The organism is Mycobacterium paraintracellulare, assembly GCF_000276825.1.
GTDB lineage: Bacteria > Actinomycetota > Actinomycetes > Mycobacteriales > Mycobacteriaceae > Mycobacterium > Mycobacterium intracellulare.
The window spans coordinates 966,584-983,760 of the sequence record NC_016948.1; the positions used below are offsets into that span (position 1 = coordinate 966,584).

18 protein-coding genes and 1 tRNA gene are annotated in these 17,177 nt (G+C 68.6%); 13 read left to right on the forward strand and 6 right to left on the reverse strand.

What is annotated here, in order from left to right:
* Window positions 1-12 precede the first annotated feature (12 nt).
* Both OCQ_RS04810 and OCQ_RS04815 read right to left on the reverse strand, forming a co-directional pair.
* Window positions 13-1,161 (reverse strand): acyl-CoA dehydrogenase family protein, encoded by a 1,149-nt coding sequence (locus OCQ_RS04810; protein ID WP_009957815.1) that lies wholly within the window; start codon window positions 1,159-1,161, stop codon window positions 13-15.
* Complete coding sequence (locus OCQ_RS04815) at window positions 1,158-2,867, reverse strand: acyclic terpene utilization AtuA family protein (protein WP_008254060.1); 1,710 nt, start codon at window positions 2,865-2,867, stop codon at window positions 1,158-1,160. The genes OCQ_RS04810 and OCQ_RS04815 overlap by 4 nt, the downstream gene beginning before the upstream one ends.
* A gap of 271 nt (window positions 2,868-3,138) precedes the next feature.
* Here OCQ_RS04815 and rpmF point away from each other — a divergent pair, with 271 nt between their 5' ends.
* From rpmF to OCQ_RS04845, 6 genes are all read left to right on the forward strand, one after another.
* Window positions 3,139-3,312: a 50S ribosomal protein L32 gene (rpmF, locus tag OCQ_RS04820; protein WP_008254062.1), complete on the forward strand. Its 174-nt coding sequence runs from the start codon at window positions 3,139-3,141 to the stop codon at window positions 3,310-3,312.
* A gap of 137 nt (window positions 3,313-3,449) precedes the next feature.
* Window positions 3,450-4,136: a two-component system response regulator MprA gene (mprA, locus tag OCQ_RS04825; protein WP_008254065.1), complete on the forward strand. Its 687-nt coding sequence runs from the start codon at window positions 3,450-3,452 to the stop codon at window positions 4,134-4,136.
* A 16-nt stretch (window positions 4,137-4,152) separates the two neighbouring features.
* Window positions 4,153-5,715, forward strand: coding sequence for a HAMP domain-containing sensor histidine kinase (locus OCQ_RS04830; protein ID WP_036397793.1), 1,563 nt, complete (start codon window positions 4,153-4,155; stop codon window positions 5,713-5,715).
* Between the two features lie 72 nt (window positions 5,716-5,787).
* Window positions 5,788-7,242 (forward strand): S1C family serine protease, encoded by a 1,455-nt coding sequence (locus OCQ_RS04835; protein ID WP_008254070.1) that lies wholly within the window; start codon window positions 5,788-5,790, stop codon window positions 7,240-7,242.
* A gap of 59 nt (window positions 7,243-7,301) precedes the next feature.
* Entirely contained in the window at window positions 7,302-7,799 is a 498-nt protein-coding gene (locus OCQ_RS04840; protein ID WP_008254072.1) for a MogA/MoaB family molybdenum cofactor biosynthesis protein, read from the forward strand.
* Window positions 7,800-8,103: 304 nt separating this feature from the next.
* A complete protein-coding gene (locus tag OCQ_RS04845; protein WP_008254074.1) occupies window positions 8,104-8,523 on the forward strand; it encodes a large conductance mechanosensitive channel protein MscL in 420 nt (139 codons plus the stop codon).
* A gap of 36 nt (window positions 8,524-8,559) precedes the next feature.
* Here the strand turns inward: OCQ_RS04845 and OCQ_RS04850 are convergent, their stop codons facing one another.
* The 3 genes from OCQ_RS04850 to OCQ_RS04860 form a co-directional block, all read right to left on the reverse strand.
* Window positions 8,560-9,240 (reverse strand): SAF domain-containing protein, encoded by a 681-nt coding sequence (locus OCQ_RS04850; protein ID WP_008254088.1) that lies wholly within the window; start codon window positions 9,238-9,240, stop codon window positions 8,560-8,562.
* 64 nt (window positions 9,241-9,304) lie between these two features.
* Entirely contained in the window at window positions 9,305-9,643 is a 339-nt protein-coding gene (locus OCQ_RS04855; protein ID WP_008254090.1) for an FmdB family zinc ribbon protein, read from the reverse strand.
* An 88-nt stretch (window positions 9,644-9,731) separates the two neighbouring features.
* A complete protein-coding gene (locus OCQ_RS04860) occupies window positions 9,732-10,331 on the reverse strand; it encodes a 5-formyltetrahydrofolate cyclo-ligase (RefSeq protein ID WP_008254092.1) in 600 nt (199 codons plus the stop codon).
* Between the two features lie 76 nt (window positions 10,332-10,407).
* Here OCQ_RS04860 and OCQ_RS04865 point away from each other — a divergent pair, with 76 nt between their 5' ends.
* The 5 genes from OCQ_RS04865 to OCQ_RS04885 all read left to right on the forward strand — a co-directional run bounded on the left by OCQ_RS04865 (window position 10,408) and on the right by OCQ_RS04885 (window position 14,720).
* Window positions 10,408-11,319 carry a UTP--glucose-1-phosphate uridylyltransferase gene (locus tag OCQ_RS04865; RefSeq protein ID WP_041784812.1) on the forward strand — a complete coding sequence of 304 codons (912 nt, stop codon included), beginning with the start codon at window positions 10,408-10,410 and terminating at the stop codon, window positions 11,317-11,319.
* A gap of 59 nt (window positions 11,320-11,378) precedes the next feature.
* Window positions 11,379-12,668: a molybdotransferase-like divisome protein Glp gene (gene glp / locus OCQ_RS04870; protein ID WP_014941349.1), complete on the forward strand. Its 1,290-nt coding sequence runs from the start codon at window positions 11,379-11,381 to the stop codon at window positions 12,666-12,668.
* 20 nt (window positions 12,669-12,688) lie between these two features.
* Window positions 12,689-13,342 carry a GNAT family N-acetyltransferase gene (locus tag OCQ_RS04875; RefSeq protein WP_179300620.1) on the forward strand — a complete coding sequence of 218 codons (654 nt, stop codon included), beginning with the start codon at window positions 12,689-12,691 and terminating at the stop codon, window positions 13,340-13,342.
* A gap of 202 nt (window positions 13,343-13,544) precedes the next feature.
* Window positions 13,545-14,597: a divisome protein SepX/GlpR gene (sepX, locus tag OCQ_RS04880; protein WP_051019756.1), complete on the forward strand. Its 1,053-nt coding sequence runs from the start codon at window positions 13,545-13,547 to the stop codon at window positions 14,595-14,597.
* A gap of 50 nt (window positions 14,598-14,647) precedes the next feature.
* A tRNA-Ala gene (locus tag OCQ_RS04885) sits at window positions 14,648-14,720 on the forward strand.
* Window positions 14,721-14,842: 122 nt separating this feature from the next.
* Here OCQ_RS04885 and OCQ_RS04890 read toward each other — a convergent pair.
* Complete coding sequence (locus OCQ_RS04890; protein WP_008254102.1) at window positions 14,843-15,322, reverse strand: MarR family winged helix-turn-helix transcriptional regulator; 480 nt, start codon at window positions 15,320-15,322, stop codon at window positions 14,843-14,845.
* Window positions 15,323-15,424: 102 nt separating this feature from the next.
* Between OCQ_RS04890 and OCQ_RS04895 the strand changes: the two genes are divergently transcribed.
* Together OCQ_RS04895 and OCQ_RS04900 are read left to right on the forward strand one after the other, a co-directional pair.
* On the forward strand, window positions 15,425-16,048 hold the full coding sequence (locus OCQ_RS04895) for an NADPH-dependent F420 reductase (RefSeq protein ID WP_014383922.1): 624 nt from the start codon (window positions 15,425-15,427) through the stop codon (window positions 16,046-16,048).
* Between the two features lie 85 nt (window positions 16,049-16,133).
* On the forward strand, window positions 16,134-17,063 hold the full coding sequence (locus OCQ_RS04900) for a TIGR03619 family F420-dependent LLM class oxidoreductase (protein WP_014383923.1): 930 nt from the start codon (window positions 16,134-16,136) through the stop codon (window positions 17,061-17,063).
* Window positions 17,064-17,177: the final 114 nt, after the last annotated feature.

A 17,177-nucleotide genomic window follows, 5' to 3' on the forward strand; every position in this document is an offset into this window, starting at 1 on the left:
TCATCGCTGCGATCATGACTGGAACCCCAGGAGTTTGGCGGACAGTGCGGTCAGGATTTCGGTGGTGCCGCCGCCGATGCCCAGGATCCTCATGTCCCGGTATTGGCGCTCGACCTCGGATTCGGTCATATAACCCATGCCACCGAACAGCTGGACGGCCTGGTTTGCCACCCATTCGCCGGCCTCGACGGCGGTGTTTTTGGCGAAACACACCTGCGGGATCAGATTCGTCTCGCCGGCGAGCTGGCGTTCCACCACGTGGCGCGAGTAGACGCGGGCCACGTCGATGCGTCGGGCCATCTCGGCCAGCGTGTTCTGCACCGACTGCCGCGAGATCAGCGGGCGGCCGAACGTCTCGCGGTCGCGGCACCATTGCACGGTCAGGTCCAGGCACCGCTGGGCGCTCGAATACGCTTGGGCGGCAAGGCCGATTCGCTCGGCGACGAAGGCCTGCGCGATCTGGGCGAACCCGCTGTTCTCGGCGCCGACCAGGTTGGCCGCCGGCACCCGGACGTCGGTGTAGGACAACTCGGCGGTGTCCGAGGATCGCCAGCCCATCTTGTCCAACTTGCGCGTCACCTCGAAGCCGGGAGTGCCCTTTTCGACCACCAGCAACGAAACCCCCGCCGCGCCAGGGCCTCCGGTGCGCACCGCGGTGACGACGTAGTCGGCGCGCACGCCGGAGGTGATGTAGGTCTTGGCGCCGTTGACGATGTAGTGATCACCGTCGCGCTCGGCGGAGGTCCGCAGGTGGCCGACGTCGGAACCGCCGCCCGGTTCGGTGATGGCCAGCGAACCGATCTTCTCGCCCGCCAGCGTCGGCCGGACGAACTCCTCGATGAGCCGCTCGTCGCCGGAGGCGATCATGTGCGGCACCGCGATGCCACAGGTGAACAGCGACGCGAAGACGCCCCCTGGGGCTCCGGCCTGATGCATCTCTTCGCAGATGATCACCGCGTCGGCGCCGTCGCCACCCCCGCCGCCGACCGATTCGGGGAAGCCCGCGCCCAGCAGCCCGGCGGCCCCGGCGCTGCGGTGCAATTCGCGCGGCAGCTCGCCGCTGCGTTCCCACTCGTCGACGTGGGGCAGGATCTCGCGTTCCGCGAAGGAGCGCACCGTCTTTCGTAGCTGCTCACGCTCGGGTGTGGTCCAAAGATTCATGACAACAGACTCTCCGGGATGTCGAGGTGGCGGCCGCGCAGCCATTCGCCCAACCCCTTGGCTTGAGGATCGAATCGGGCTTGGTAGGCGACGCCCTGGCCGAGGATGCCGTCGATGACGAAGTTGACCGCCCGCAGATTCGGCAACACGTGGCGGGTGACATCGAAGTCCGCCGCCTCGGGGAGTAGCTCCTTGAGCCGTTCGACGGTCAACGTGTGGGCCAGCCACCGCCATTGCTCGTCGGTGCGGACCCACACACCGACGTTGGCGGAGCCGCCCTTGTCGCCGCTGCGGGCACCGGCGATGCGGCCGAGTGGCGCCCTGCGCAGCAGGCCATCCGGAAGCGGCTCGGGCAGCGGCGGGGGATCGGCCGGAGCCAACACCAAAGTATCGGTGGCGCAGGGGATATCGATGCGCGTCCCGTCGGCGTGCACCGCGACGTGCGGCACCTGGTCGGCGTCGACGTAGCCGGGGGTGAACACGCCGTAGACCTGGCCGTCGCCCGGCGGTGCGGTCACGTGGAAGCCCGGATAGCTGGCTAGCGCCAACTCCACTGCGGCCGAAGAGAATTGGCGTCCGACATTAACGGGATCGGGGTCGCGCACGACGCAGTGCAGCAGCGCGCTGGCGGCCTCCTCGGTGTCGGCGTCGGCGTGGTCGGTGCGGGCCAGGGTCCACTGCAGTTCGGCGGGCTTGACGGTGAGCGCGGCGTCGAGTTGCCGGCGCACCAGCTCCGCCTTGGCCTCGATGTCCAGGCCGGTGAGCACGAAGGTCATCGAGTTGCGAAACCCGCCGATGCTGTTCAGCGACACCTTGTAGGTGGGCGGCGGGGCTTCGCCGCGCACGCCGCTGATGCGCACCCGGTCCGGACCGTCGGGCGCGAGCTCAACGGTGTCCATCCGAGCGGTGACGTCGGGGTTGGCGTAGCGCGCCCCGGTGATCTCGTACAGCAGCTGGGCGGTGACGGTGTCGACGCTGACCAAACCGCCGCTGCCGGGGTGCTTGGTGATCACCGAGGATCCGTCGGCATAGACCTCGGCCAGGGGAAAACCGGCGTGGGTGAGGTCGGCGATTTCGGTGAAGAACGCGTAGTTGCCGCCGGTGGCCTGGACCCCGCATTCGATGACGTGGCCGGCGACCATGGCGCCGGCGAGCTGGTCGTAGTCGGTGCGATGCCAGCCGAAATGCGCGGCGGCCGCCCCGACGATCACCGACGCGTCGGTGACCCGGCCGGTGACGACGACGTCGGCGCCGCCGGCCAGGCAGTCGACGATGCCCCAGGCGCCCAGGTAGGCGTTCGCGGTCAGCGGGCTGCCCAGGCCCAGTTCGGCGGCGCGGGGCAACAGGTCGTCGCCTTCCACGTGCGCGATCCGGGCGTCGATACCCAGGCGCTCGGCCAGCGCGCGGATCGCGTCGGCAAGCCCGGCCGGGTTGAGGCCGCCTGCGTTGGCCACGATGCGGACCCCGCGGTCGCGGGCCTCGCCCAGGCAGTCCTCGAGTTGCGTCAGGAAGGTCTTGGCGTAGCCGCGCTCGGGGTGCTTCATCCGGTCCCGGCCCAGGATGAGCATGGTGAGTTCGGCCAGGTAGTCGCCGGTGAGGTAGTCGACCTCGCCACCGGTGAGCATTTCGCGCATGGCCGACAGCCGGTCGCCGTAGAACCCGGAGCAGTTCGCGATCCGGACGCAAGCGCCGGAAGCAGAGGCCATGCCCGTCCTCCATTCAGGGATTCACCGGTGAGACCCAACCAACCAACCGGTAGGTTATCGGGTACCGCGGGTGTCACGTCAAGGATCCCACTTCGGGGCGGGTGCGCCAGGGCCGTGCTAGCGCAGGGTGCGATCCGGGGCGGCGGGCGTCGGTTTTGGCGACGAGCGGACCAGCGACTATCCTGATACCCGATCGTCGCCCGTTCGGCCTCCCGGCCCACGCCGCGCGACATGCCGAACCGCAAGCCACATTGAGGAGTCAGGCCCGACCATGGCCGTACCCAAGCGCAGAATGTCGCGCGCGAACACCCGTAGCCGGCGCGCGCAGTGGAAGGCCGAGAAGACCGAACTCGTCGGTGTCACGGTCGCAGGTCAGCGGCACAGAGTGCCGCGCAGGCTGCTCAAGGCCGCCCGCCTCGGCCTGATCGACCTCGACCGCCGCTGACCCGATGGCGGCGGCCCGCCGCTGACCTGATGGCGGCGGCCCGCTGCGCCCGGCTTCGCCGCACTTGCGACCGCCGCTAGAACCTCACCGGCGCGCCTCTCAGGTCAGTCTCAGGCGGTGGGACGAAACTAGGGGCCGTGCGAATACTGGTCGTCGACGACGATCGCGCCGTGCGCGAGTCGCTGCGTAGGTCGTTGTCCTTCAACGGCTACTCGGTCGAGTTGGCCCATGACGGGGTCGAAGCTCTCGAACTGATCGCAAGCGATCGCCCCGATGCGCTCGTCCTGGATGTGATGATGCCGAGGCTGGATGGCCTCGAGGTGTGCCGACAGCTCCGCAGCACCGGGGATGACCTGCCGATCCTGGTGCTCACGGCGCGCGATTCGGTCTCCGAGCGGGTCGCCGGCCTGGACGCCGGCGCCGACGACTACCTGCCCAAGCCGTTCGCCCTGGAAGAACTGTTGGCCCGGATGCGTGCGCTGCTGCGCCGGACCAAGCCGGAGGACGAGGCCGAATCGGTGGCGATGAAGTTCTCCGACCTCACCCTGGACCCGGTGACCCGCGAGGTCACCCGCGGGGAGCGCCGGATCAGCCTGACGCGCACCGAATTCGCGTTGCTCGAAATGCTGATCGCCAATCCCCGCCGCGTGCTCACCCGCAGCCGCATCCTCGAGGAGGTATGGGGGTTCGACTTCCCCACCTCGGGCAATGCGCTGGAGGTCTACGTGGGCTATCTGCGCCGCAAAACCGAAGCCGACGGTGAGTCCCGGCTGATCCACACCGTGCGCGGGGTGGGTTACGTCCTGCGGGAGACACCGCCGTGACGATGCAATCCCCACGATGATCAAGTTCCCCCGGCCTCCGCGCCCACCCATGCGCCCACCGCTGCGCGCGACCCCGTCGCTGTCGTTGCGGTGGCGGGTCATGCTGCTGGCGATGTCGATGGTCGCCATGGTCGTGGTGCTGATGGCGTTCGCCGTCTACGCCGTGATTTCGGCCGCGCTCTACAGCGACATCGACAACCAACTGCAAAGCCGGGCCCAGCTGCTGATCGCCAGCGGTTCCCTGGCCGCCGACCCCGGCAAGGCGATCGAAGGCACCGCCTATTCGGACGTCAACGCGATTTTGGTGAACCCGGGCCACGCCATCTACACCGCCCAGCAGCCCGGTCAGACCCTGCCGGTTGGTCCGGCGGAGAAGGCGGTCATCCACGGCGATCTGTTCATGTCGCGGCGCACCGCCGGCGATCAGCGGATCCTCGCCGTCCATCTGCAGAACGGCACCTCGCTGCTGATCTCCAAGAGCCTCAAGCCGACCGAGGCGGTGATGAACAAACTGCGCTGGGTGCTGCTGATCGTCGGCGGGGTCGGGGTGGCCGTCGCCGCGGTCGCGGGCGGCATGGTCACCCGGGCCGGCCTGCGCCCGGTGGGCCGCCTGACCGAAGCGGCCGAACGCGTCGCGCGCACCGACGACCTGCGACCCATCCCCGTGTTCGGCAGCGACGAATTGGCCCGGCTCACCGAGTCGTTCAACCTGATGCTGCGGGCGTTGGCCGAATCGCGGGAACGGCAGGCGCGGCTGGTCACCGACGCCGGGCATGAACTGCGCACCCCGCTGACGTCGCTGCGGACCAACGTCGAGCTGCTGATGGCGTCGATGGAACCCGGAGCGCCGCGGCTACCCGAACAGGAGATGGTCGACCTGCGCGCCGACGTGGTCGCTCAGATCGAGGAATTGTCCACGCTGGTAGGCGATTTGGTGGACCTCACCCGCGACGACGCCGGCCAGGTGGTGCACGAGCCGGTCGACATGTCCGACGTGGTCGACCGCAGCCTGGAGCGAGTCAGGCGGCGCCGCAACGACATTCACTTCGACGTCGACGTGACGCCGTGGCAGATGTACGGCGACGCCGCCGGCCTGTCGCGCGCGGTCCTGAACCTGTTGGACAACGCGGCCAAGTGGAGCCCGCCGGGCGGTCACGTCGGCGTCACCATGCGGCAACTCGACCCGTCGCACGCCGAGCTGGTGGTCGCCGACCACGGACCCGGGATTCCACCGCAAGAGCGCCGGCTGGTGTTCGAGCGGTTCTATCGTTCGACGACGGCACGGGCCATGCCCGGCTCCGGCCTCGGTCTGGCGATCGTCAAGAAGGTCGTGCTCAACCACGGCGGCTTGCTGCGCGTCGAGGACACCGTCCCGGGCGGCCAGCCCCCGGGTACCTCCTTCTATGTGCTGCTGCCCGGACGGCCACTGCCGCCGGCGACATACTCCGCGACCGAGCCGGAGGCCGGCCAGGTAGACGCCGCGACCGAGGCGGGCGGGCCGGCGGCCGGCGACGAGGCGAACTCTGGGGAATCGGCGAACGTTATCTCAGTGGACTCTCAGTCCGCGCGGGCAAGGTAGGTCTGCGGCTACTGTTGAACCCAGCCGTCGACTTGCCGAAACACTGAGATAGAGGAAGAGCGACTTAGCGACATGACGAATGACCCGAGGTATTCGCCACCGCCGCAGCAGCCGGGATACCCTCCCGCGCCGAATCAGACTGCGTCCGTCCCGAGCCACGCGGGGTCCTCGGGCTATGCCCAGGGACAGCAGCAGCCGTACAACCAGCAGTTCGACTGGCGCTATCGGTCGCAGCCGTCGCAGACGAGCCAGTTCCGTCCGCCCTACGAACCGTTCGGCAACACCGGCCCTGGCCGGATCCCCGGCACGGGTCCGATGCCCGGCATGCTGCCCGGTATGCCGGCCGCACCGGAACCGCGAAAGCGTTCTCGCGCAGGGCTTTTGACCGCCGGGGCGTTGGCCATCGCGGTGGTGTCGGCCGGTATCGGCGGCGCGGCGGCGACGGCGATCGAGCTCGGCGACCACGCCTCGGGCAACGGCGGCGGGCGGGTCGTGGGGGCGGCGCCCAGCGTCCCGGCCGCGAACATGCCACCGGGCAGCGTCGAACAGGTGGCCTCCAAGGTCGTGCCCAGCGTCGTGATGCTCGAGACCGATATCGGAAGGCAGTCCGAAGAAGGCTCCGGGATCGTCCTGTCGACCGACGGGCTGATCCTCACCAACAACCACGTCGTCGCGGCCGCGGCGGGATCGCCCAAGCCTCCTGCGGGTCTCCCCGGGGCCCCGGTGCCTCCCGTCGCGCCGGGCGGACCCGGCGGACCCACACCGAAAACCACGGTGACCTTCTCCGACGGTCGTACCGCCCCGTTCACCGTCGTCGGCACCGATCCCACCAGCGACATCGCCGTGATTCGCGTGCAGGGCATGTCCGGACTCACGCCCATCTCCCTGGGCTCCTCGTCGGATCTGCACGTCGGTCAGCCGGTGGTGGCGATCGGGTCGCCGTTGGGTCTGTCGGGCACGGTGACCACCGGGATCGTCAGCGCGCTCAACCGGCCGGTGTCCACGACGGGTGAGTCGGGCAACCAAAACACCGTGCTGGACGCCATTCAGACCGATGCCGCGATCAACCCCGGTAACTCCGGCGGCGCGTTGGTCAACATGAGCGGCCAGCTGGTGGGCGTCAACTCCGCGATCGCCACCCTCGGCGGCGAATCGCCGGACGCCCAGAGCGGCTCGATCGGGCTGGGCTTCGCGATCCCCGTCGACCAGGCCAAACGCATCGCCGACGAGTTGATCGCCACGGGCAAGGCGTCGCACGCCTCGCTCGGCGTCCAGGTGACCAGCGACAAGGGCACCCCGGGCGCCAAGGTCGTCGACGTCGTCGCGGGCGGCGCCGCCGCCGCCGCGGGCGTGCCGAAGAACGTGGTCGTCACCAAGGTCGACGACCGCCCGATCAACAGCGCGGACGCGTTGGTGGCCGCGGTGCGCTCCAAGGCGCCCGGCGACAAGATTTCGCTGACGTTCTCCGACCCCGCCGGCGGCGGGAGCCGGACTTTGCCGGTGACTCTCGGGAAGGCGGACCAGTAGTGAGAGTGGACGAACCCTCGACGACGGGGTTGTCGGAGCTCGGATATACGGTTGCACCCATGGAAACGGGGGCGGAATTGGTAGTTGGCCGGGCTCTGGTCGTGGTGGTCGACGACCGCACCGCGCACGGAGACGAGGACCACAGCGGCCCGTTGGTCACCGAGCTGCTGACCGAGGCGGGATTCGTCGTCGACGGTGTGGTGGCGGTCGCCGCCGACGAGGTCGAGATCCGCAATGCGCTGAACACCGCCGTGATCGGCGGGGTGGATCTGGTCGTCTCGGTCGGCGGCACGGGTGTCACCCCACGCGACGTCACCCCGGAGGCCACCCGCGAGATCCTCGATCGCGAGATCCTCGGTATCGCGGAGGCGATCCGCGGCTCGGGGCTGTCGGCGGGCATCATCGACGCCGGTTTGTCCCGCGGTCTGGCCGGGGTCTCCGGCAGTACGTTGGTGGTCAACCTGGCCGGCTCCCGCTATGCGGTGCGCGACGGAATGGCGACTCTTAATCCGTTGGCGGCCCAGATCATTGGGCAGCTGTCGAGCCTCGAGATCTGATTCGCGGTCCTGGGGTCGGTCCGGCGGTGACAAGACCTTCCGGTTTCGAGGCCGAATTCGTTTCACGAACCCAGGAGTCAACGGACGGGCTCGATTCCAACGCGTACGAGCACGAGCAGTGGTTGCGGGAGAACGTGCCCCCGCACCACCGTTGAGCAGCGGCTCGCGTGTAAAGACATCACGACGCGGTCAACCTTTGGTGACTAATCGTTCGGGAAATGTGTGATAGCGCACAACCTGGCATAGCGTTTTCTCCGGGCGGCAGCGCGCTGCCCCGATAGTCGGCGCTACGGGAGGTGTGCGCATGATAAAGGGATTCAAAAGTTTCGTGATGCGCGGTGACGTGATCACCGTGGCCATCGGTCTGGTCGTAGCCCTGGCCTTCTCCAACCTCGTCAAGGCCTTCACCGACAGCGTGATCAACCCGCTGGTCGCCGCCGTGCAGCCCGGTACGAAATTCGGATTGGGTTGGCAGCTCGGCGATGCGGGGAACAAGGCGACCTTCCTCGACATCGGATCGTTCATCTCGGCGATCATCTACTTCGTCGTCTTCATGACGGCCGTGTACTTCATGATCGTGGTGCCGTACAAGCACATCCAGGCCCGCCGCGGCGTCACCGTGTTCGTGGAGGAGCCGGCCACCAAGGCATGCGCGGAGTGCAAGTCCGACATCCCGGAGGCCGCGCGCAAGTGCAAGTACTGTGCCAGCCTCCAGACGGCCTGATCCAGCGAATACGGATGCGAGGCTGGGGCGACCCGCTCAGTGCAAGGTAAGCGTCACCGTCTGGCCCAACGCCGAGCCCGCCACCGTGTTCGCCACACGAGCCGGCAGCGCAACCAACACTACGCGGTCGGCATCGGCGGACTGGAGCTTTTCCTTGGCCGACACGAGGACCACGACGGCGTCGGTCGCCACCACCCTGGGGGCGGCATGGGCGGTTTCCGGCGCGCCGGTCGCCGGCGCCGCCAACACGTCGACCACATCCCCGGCGCGGACGAGGTCGATCAACGCGCCGTCCGCCAGATGCAGCGGCACGATGCGGGCCCCCGGTCCCGCCTTCGACCCGATCGCCGCCTCGGCCAGCCGGTTGCCCAGTAACCGGACGTCGGTGAGCACCTCGCCACGCCTGGCCGGGCCGGCCAGCGTCGAACCCACCACCGCGCCCACGTCGGCGCGAGCCCCGTCGGGAACTGTTGAGGCCAAACGCTTTTCGATTCGGACGTCGGCGGCGGTCAACGCGTTGCCGGGGCGCAGGTCGTGGTCGGCGACCACCACCTGCGTGTAGTCACCGGCGGGATTGGAGCGCAGCGTCGCGATGCCGGCCAGCACGACCAGCCCGCCCGCCGCGACGCGGCGCGCCAGCACGGTGCGGGTCCAGTCCGGTCGCAACCACAGCGACAGCCGGCTCAATACGCTTGGGTTCAGCGATGATTCGCCCACGGGGCAACGGTAGGCGCAACGCGGTGCCCGGGTCGCCGGTCAGCGACGCGCGTGTGGATAACGCTCAGTTGGTGGCCGCGGCGGCGGGGGAGGGGGTGGAGCTGCTGCTCGACTTCTCGCTCGAGGCGGACTTGTCATTGGAACCGGACTTCTCGCTGGAACCCGAGCTCGAACCCGAGTCGCTCGACGAGGAGCCGTTGGTGGAGGCGCTCGACTTCTTGCCGGACTCGCGGCTGTCGGTGCGGTAGAAGCCGCTGCCCTTGAACACCACTCCGACGGAGTTGAAGCGCTTGCGAAGCCGACCGGAGCAGCGTTTGCACGTGGTCAGCGCATCGTCGGTGAAGGCCTGCACGATGTCGAAGCGATCGTCGCACTCGGTGCATTGATAGCTGTAAGTCGGCACGAAAACCTCCGGATGATTGCAAACCTGGTTAGCACTCTAGCGTCTCAAGTGCTAGAACCGCCACGTGACATGTCTCATTCCCGACATGTCAGTGCGAATCGAGGGCGATCAGCCCTCGTTGCGGCGTAAGCGCGTGGGTCATCGGGACGTCGTGCGGACCGGCCGGGATCTCGTCCAGCAATTCCGCGTCGCGGACGAGCGCCACCAGCGGCGCGTGGGGGTCACGGCCGCCCAGCGAGCGGTCGTAGAACCCCCGCCCCCGGCCCAGCCGCACGCCGGCGCGGTCGACGGCCAGCGCCGGCACCAGCACCAGGGCGGCCTCCGCCAGGGCCGCCGCCGGCAGCCACGGCTGCGGGGGCTCGAGCAATCCCCACCGGCCGGTGGTCAGGGTGCCGGGCCGGTATTCGCCCCACGACAGCGGCAGCGGCGTGTTGTCGGCGGTGGTACGCGCAACCGGCAGCAGCACCCGGCCGGCGCGGCGCAGCAACATGTCCAGCAGCTCAATCGACCCCGGCTCGGTGCCCACCGGCACATAGGCGCAGACCGTGCTGTCGCTGGCCACAATGCTTTCCGGGGCTTCCAACTTTTCCCGCAGTAGGTCCGCCTCGGCGGCCCGAACGTCGTCGGCAACGCGGCGCCGGGCCGCGAGTAGCTGTTCGCGCAACGCGGCCTTGCCCGTGGTTGCCATGCGTCAACCATGACAGCCAGGACTTTGCCCGCGCCACATCGACTCGGCAAAGCGGATGCGGGTTATCGTGTGAACGATGTCATGCCCAAACGTGGTGGTGCCACGCACGGCTGTTGTGCCCGCCGCCGGTCTCGGTACCCGCTTCTTGCCGGCAACCAAAACGGTTCCCAAGGAACTGCTGCCGGTGGTCGATACCCCGGGCATAGAGCTGGTGGCCGCCGAAGCGGCCGAAGCCGGCGCCGAACGGCTGGTGATCATCACCTCCGAGGGCAAGGACGGCGTCGTCGCGCATTTCGTCGAAGACCTCGTACTGGAAAGCACGCTGGAGGAGCGCGGCAAGACCGCGATGCTCGACAAGGTCCGCCGCGCGCCGCGACTGATCAAGGTCGAGTCCGTCGTGCAGAGCGAACCGCTGGGGCTCGGCCATGCGATCGGGTGCGTGGAATCGCGGCTGTCCGACGACGAGAACGCGATCGCGGTGCTGCTGCCCGACGACCTGGTGTTACCGACCGGCGTGCTGGGCACGATGTCGAAGGTGCGGGCCCACCACGGCGGCACCGTGTTGTGCGCGATCGAGGTCACCCCCGAAGAGATCAGCGCGTACGGCGTTTTCGACGTCGAGCCGGTGCCCGACGATGAGAACCCCGACGTGCTGCGGGTCAAGAGCATGGTCGAGAAGCCCAAGGCCGAGGACGCGCCGTCGCTGTTCGCCGCGGCGGGCCGATATGTGCTCGACCGCGCCATCTTTGACGCGTTGCGCCGCACCGAGCGCGGGGCCGGTGGCGAAGTGCAACTCACCGACGGCATCGCCCTGCTGATCGCGGAGGGCCACCCGGTGCATGTGGTCGTGCACCGCGGATCTCGACACGACTTGGGAAATCCTGGCGGCTACCTCAAGGCTGCGGTTGACTTTGCATTGGATCGTGACGACTACGGCCCGGATTTGCGGCAATGGTTGGTGGCGCGATTGGGCCTGGCCGAGCAGTAGCCCGGCGGTAACCCGGCCGGCGGGCCGCCCGTCAGGCAGCGAGGGCAGAGAGGCGCGCTGTGCGTTCGGTGGAAGAGCAGCAGGCTCGGATCACGGCTGCCGCGGTGGCCCCGCGGCCGATACGTGTGGCGATCGCCGAGGCGCAGGGATTGATGTGCGCCGAGGAGGTGGTGACCGAACGCCCGATGCCCGGTTTCGATCAGGCCGCGATCGACGGCTACGCGGTGCGCAGCGTCGACGTCCTCGGCGTCGGCGAGGTGGGCCACGACAGCCTGCCCGAGCCGATCGACGACTCACCCGAGAGCGACGGGCGCGACGGGCTGGTGCTGCCGGTGATGGGCACCGTCGAGGCGGGTTCGCGCACGCCCAGCCGCTTGCAGCCACGCCAGGCCGTCCGCGTGCAGACCGGGGCCCCGCTGCCCACCCTGGCCGACGCGGTCCTGCCGATGCGGTGGACCGACGGCGGGACGTCGCGCGTGCGGATCTACCGCGGGGCGCCGTCGGGCGCCTACGTGCGCCGCGCCGGCGACGACGTCCAGCCCGGTGATGTCGCGGTGCGCGCCGGAACGGTCATCGGCGCGGCCCAGGTCGGGCTGCTGGCCGCGGTCGGCCGCGAACGGGTGCTGGTTCATCCCCGGCCGCGGGTCACGATCATGGCGCTGGGTGGAGAACTGGTCGACATTTCCCGCACCCCGGGGAACGGCCAGGTCTACGACGTCAACTCCTATGCACTGGCGGCCGCGGCCCGCGACGCCGGTGCCGAGGTCAACCGCGTCGGGATCGTCGGCGGCGGCGCCAAGGAGCTTCGCGACATCGTCGAGGGCCAGATCAATCGCGCCGAGGTCATCGTCATCGCCGGGGCCGTCGGCGGTGCGGCGGCCGAAGTGGTGCGTTCGGTGCTCTCCGAGCTCGGCGAGCTCGAGGTCGTCCGCGTCGCGATGCATCCCGGCTCCGTCCAGGGCTTTGGTCAGCTGGGCCGCGAGGGCGTCCCGACGTTCCTGTTGCCGGCCAATCCGGTGAGTGCGCTGGTGGTCTTCGAGGTGATGGTGCGCCCGCTGATCCGGCTGTCGCTGGGCAAGCGCCAGCCGATGCGCCGCATCGTGCAGGCCCGCACACTGTCGCCGATCACGTCGGTGGCCGGGCGCAAGGGTTTCCTGCGCGGCCAGCTGATGCGCGACCAGGAGAGTGGGGAGTATCTGGTGCAGGCGCTCGGCGGCGCCCCGGGCGCGTCGTCGCACCTGCTGGCCACCCTCGCCGAAGCCAACTGTCTGGTGGTGGTGCCCAGCGGCGCCGAGCAGATTCGGACCGGCGAGATCGTCGACGTCGCCTTCTTGGCTCAGCGCGGCTGAGCGGAACGACTGCGTCCACGGTGAACCTCTTGCGCTCCAATTCCCGTCATCCGGGTTGGCCCATGAGCGTTGGGCCGCTTCGGGTTCCGGCGGGCGTGGTCCGCCTGCGGGCGGTGCGGCTGCGCGATGGCGCGCAGTGGAGCCGGATCCGGCTGAGCGATCGTGCGCATCTGGAGCCGTGGGAGCCCAGCGCCGAGGGTGATTGGACGGTCCGGCATGCCGTGGCCGCGTGGCCGGCGTTGTGCTCCGGCCTGCGGGCGGAGGCGCGCCAGGGACGGATGCTGCCCTACGTCATCGAACTCGACGGGCAGTTCTGCGGCCAGCTGACCATCGGCAACGTCACCCACGGCGCGTTGCGGTCGGCGTGGATCGGCTACTGGGTGCCGCGGTCGGCCACCGGCGGCGGGGTGGCGACCGCGGCGTTGGCTCTGGGGCTAGATCACTGCTTCGGGCCGGTGATGCTGCACCGGGTGGAGGCCACCGTCCGCCCGGAAAACGCCGCGAGCCGGGCCGTGTTGGCAAAGGTGGGGTTCCGCCAGGAGGGCGTGCTGCAGCGCTACCTGGAAGTCGACAAGGCGTGGCGCGACCACCTGTTGATGGCCATCACCGTCGAAGAGGTCACGGGGTCGGTGGCATCGGCGCTGGTCCGCGCCGGTAACGCCAGCTGGGTATGACGACCACCTATTAATTGGGTCGGTCGGCGACGCTCCGACCGTGACCGGATTTTTGCCGATTTGGGACTGGCGCGACACGAGTGACTCGTGGTGCTTGTGGGAGGCAAATTACAGGTGTGTAATTGTCCTGGTCGTCATGACCCGGCCGCGTTGGCCACGAATGGGCTTCGCGGGGGATGAGAACCACAGAGAGCAGGTCATCATGCCAAGCATCCCGCAGTCATTGTTGTGGATATCGCTCGTGGTGCTGTGGCTGTTTGTCTTGGTGCCGATGCTCGTCAGCAAACGCGACGCGGTGCGCCGCACCAGCGATGTGGCGTTGGCGACGCGAGTCCTCAACGGCGGGGCCAACTCCCGGCTGATCAAGCGCAGCTGTCCGGCCGCCGGTCACCGCAGCGATCCCGACTGGCAACCGCCGGAAGACTCGGCCGGCACCGACCTCGACGAGGAGCACGACCTTGCCGAGAACGACGACGACCGCGAGACGGATGACGACGCCGACACCGACGAGCTGAGCCGCCGGCGCCCGGTGGTGATGAAAATGGCCGTGACCGAGCCCGCCGAGGCCGACGAGCCCGACTACCTCGACGTCGATGTCGTCGAGGATTCGGCCGCACTTCCGGTGGGGGCCAGCGATTCTGCGGCCGAGGACGTCGACGAGGAACCGGCCGAGGACGACGTCGACACCGAGGCCGTCGCCAAGCACGACGACGAGGACCGCTACGAGTACGTCGAGGACTCGTCCGGATTGGAGCCCCCCGCCGAAGACGCCGACGACGACGACGAGGTTCCAGCCCCGATGCCGCGCAGCGCTGCCCGCCGGCGCCGGCTCGACGCCAAGACGGCCGCCGCGGTCAGCGCCCGCAAGTACGCGTTCCGCAAGAAGGTCTTGATGGTGATGGCCCTCGTCCTGATCGGCTCGGCCACCGCGGCGTTCAAGATCTCGCCGAGCGCCTGGTGGGTATGCGGCAGCGCGATCGGCATCACCCTGCTGTACCTGGGCTATCTGCGCCGCCAGACGCGCATCGAGGAGAAGGTGCGCCGCCGCCGGGCGCAGCGGATGGCGCGGGCGCGCCTCGGTGTCGAGAACGCCTACGACCGGGAGTACGACGTGGTCCCGTCGCGGCTGCGCCGCCCGGGCGCGGTGGTGCTGGAAATCGACGACGAGGACCCGGTCTTCGAACACCTGGACTACGCGATGGCGATGAGGACCTACGGGTGGCCCCGGGACTTGCCGCGCGCCGTCGGCGAGTAGTGCTCGCGTTTCGGCGGTTGGTGCCGCGGCTGGTAGCCTGCTAGCGGTCAGGGGCTATGGCGCAGTTGGTAGCGCGACTCGTTCGCATCGAGTAGGTCAGGGGTTCGATTCCCCTTAGCTCCACAAAGTTTGAGCACGTAACAGCGCATTTCCCGGTTATTTGCGTTCACCGAATGGTGTCCGCCGCGCAGCGGGTACGCAGCGGATTCGATCGCGGCACCAAGTATGCGACGCCGCCGTCTCACCTACGAGGGCTCGTCGTCGGCTGGAGAGTCGTCTTTGGTCAGGTGGCGCAGGACTCGTTCGTTGAGGGCGGCGAGCATGTCGAGCTCAGCAGGGGTAAGCAGTTCGATGAAGTTCCGGCGGACGTCCTCCACGTGCCGGGGCGCCGCCTTCTCGATCGCGGCGCGGCCAGCCGGCAACAGGCAGACCATGGTGCTCCGGGCGTCGTCGGGGTTGGGCTCACGACAGATCAGCCCGCCCTTCTCCATGCGTCGCACCTGGTGGGAGACACGGCTCTTTTCCCAGCCCAGTGTGTTGCACAGGTCGCGGGCGGGCATGCGGTCCCGGTCGTGCTCCGAGAGCACCGCCAAGATCTGGTAGTCGGCCCCCGACAGGCCCATTTCCTGCAGCCCCCGGTTCAGGTGCACGTCGAGCTGATGATGCGCGTGCTGGAACGCCCGCCAGGCGCGGTCTTCACGAGGGTTCAGCCAGTTCGCATCCATTAGCCACTCATGCTACCCCGATTTGGTTGACGCGTCATCAAACCTCCCTTAAGGTAGACACATCAACCTTTTCGTTCATCTATTCGAGACAGGACTCACCTCATGAGCAGCATCAGCATCATCGGCACCGGGAACATGGCCCGAGCCATCGGCGAGCTGGCGGTCGCCGGTGGCAACACCGTCGAGGTCATCGGCCGCGATCAGTCCAAGGCAGCTGACCTGGCCAAGGCGCTCGGCCGCAACGCCACGACCGGCGAGTTCGGCGCCGTTCCGGCCGGGGACATCGTCATCGTGGCCCTCTTGTACGCCCATGTCGTTCCGGTCGTCGCCCAATACGGAGACGCCCTCGCTGGCAAGGTCATCGTCGACATCAGCAACCCCTTCAATGCCGCGGCCGACGGGCTGGCCATCCCCGATGGCACCTCGGTCGCGCAGCAAGTTGCCAAGGCCGCGCCGGCCAGCGCCAGCGTGGTGAAGGCGTTCAACACCATCTTCGGCGTTGTCCTGGGCCAGGGCCGGCCGCTCGACGTCTTCCTCGCCGGCGACGACGTGCGCGCCAAGGCGGACGTGGCGGCGTTCATCGAGAGCCTCGACCTGCGCCCGCTGGACGTCGGCGCGTTGCACATGGCGCACTGGCTGGAAGGAATGGGCCTGGTCGTGATGGGCCTCGCCCGCCACGGCGTGGGGAATTTCGACTTTGCCCTCGGCGCCACCGTTCCCGCCTGAGGCGCACCGCCCCGGTCCGAGCCGTGGACGGACCGGGGCACCGGGAGCCCAAACAATGGTTGATGGATCACCGAAAGGAATCCCAATGAAACTTGGTTTCGCACTTCCCATCGTCGGGCCCGCTGTCAGCAGCGCCGTTGGCTTGAGCGCGTTCTGCCGCGGACTCGAGGACCTTGGCTACGACACGCTGTGGGTCGGCGATCGCCTGGTCACGCCGGTCGATATGCACAGCACCTACCCGGGCAAAGAGCAGCCGTACCCGCCGCAGATGACCCGGTACCTCGATCCGGTGCTGTTGTGGACCGTTGCCGCGACGGCGACCAGCCGGGTGCGGCTGAACTCCAGCACGCTCAGCACGTTCTACTACGAGCCGGTGCACCTGGCCCGACTGCTGACCACGCTCGACGTGCTCAGCGACGGCCGTCTTGACGTCGGCGTGGGGGTCGGGTGGATGAAGGACGAACACGACATCGCCCGCGGCGCGGACTGGCACCGGCGCGGGCGGATGCTCGATGATCTGCTGGCGTTTCTGCACCAATGGTGGACGACCACCCCGGTGTCCTGGGAAAGCGAGTTCTTCTCGCTTCCGCCGGTCCATGCCGAACTGCGCCCGGTCCAGGCCGGCGGTCCACCCATCTGGATCGGCGGTGCCAGCGAGGCCGCGATGCGCCGGGTCGGCCGCAGCGGCACCGGCTGGCTCGGGGTCGAGGGGCTGCAGGACGAGGTCACCGACCACCTGTGGTCGATCGCGCGCCGCGCGGCCCAGGACGCCGGCCGCGATCCTGACGCGCTGAAGACGGCCATGCGGATCAACCTCGAACCGGGCACGCCCGTTGACTTCGTTGCCGACAAGCTCGAGCGCCTCGCCGAGTCAGGCGCCGACGAGGCGATCGTGGATGCCTTCGCAATGTTCCCCACCCTTGAGGAGTTGCTTGACTTCGCCGGTCAGGTAATTGCAGGCACCACGCGAAAACTTGACGACAAGGTAGCGGTATCACGCGTGATCAACCGGTAGCGCCCTTGCGCAGGTGAAGCCCACGAAAGACGATGCAGCACATTGAAATTCAGACTACGTCCGGCCGGGGCAAAGGGGGCCTGGGTCCAATGCCGCCAGTCCGATTAAGACAGA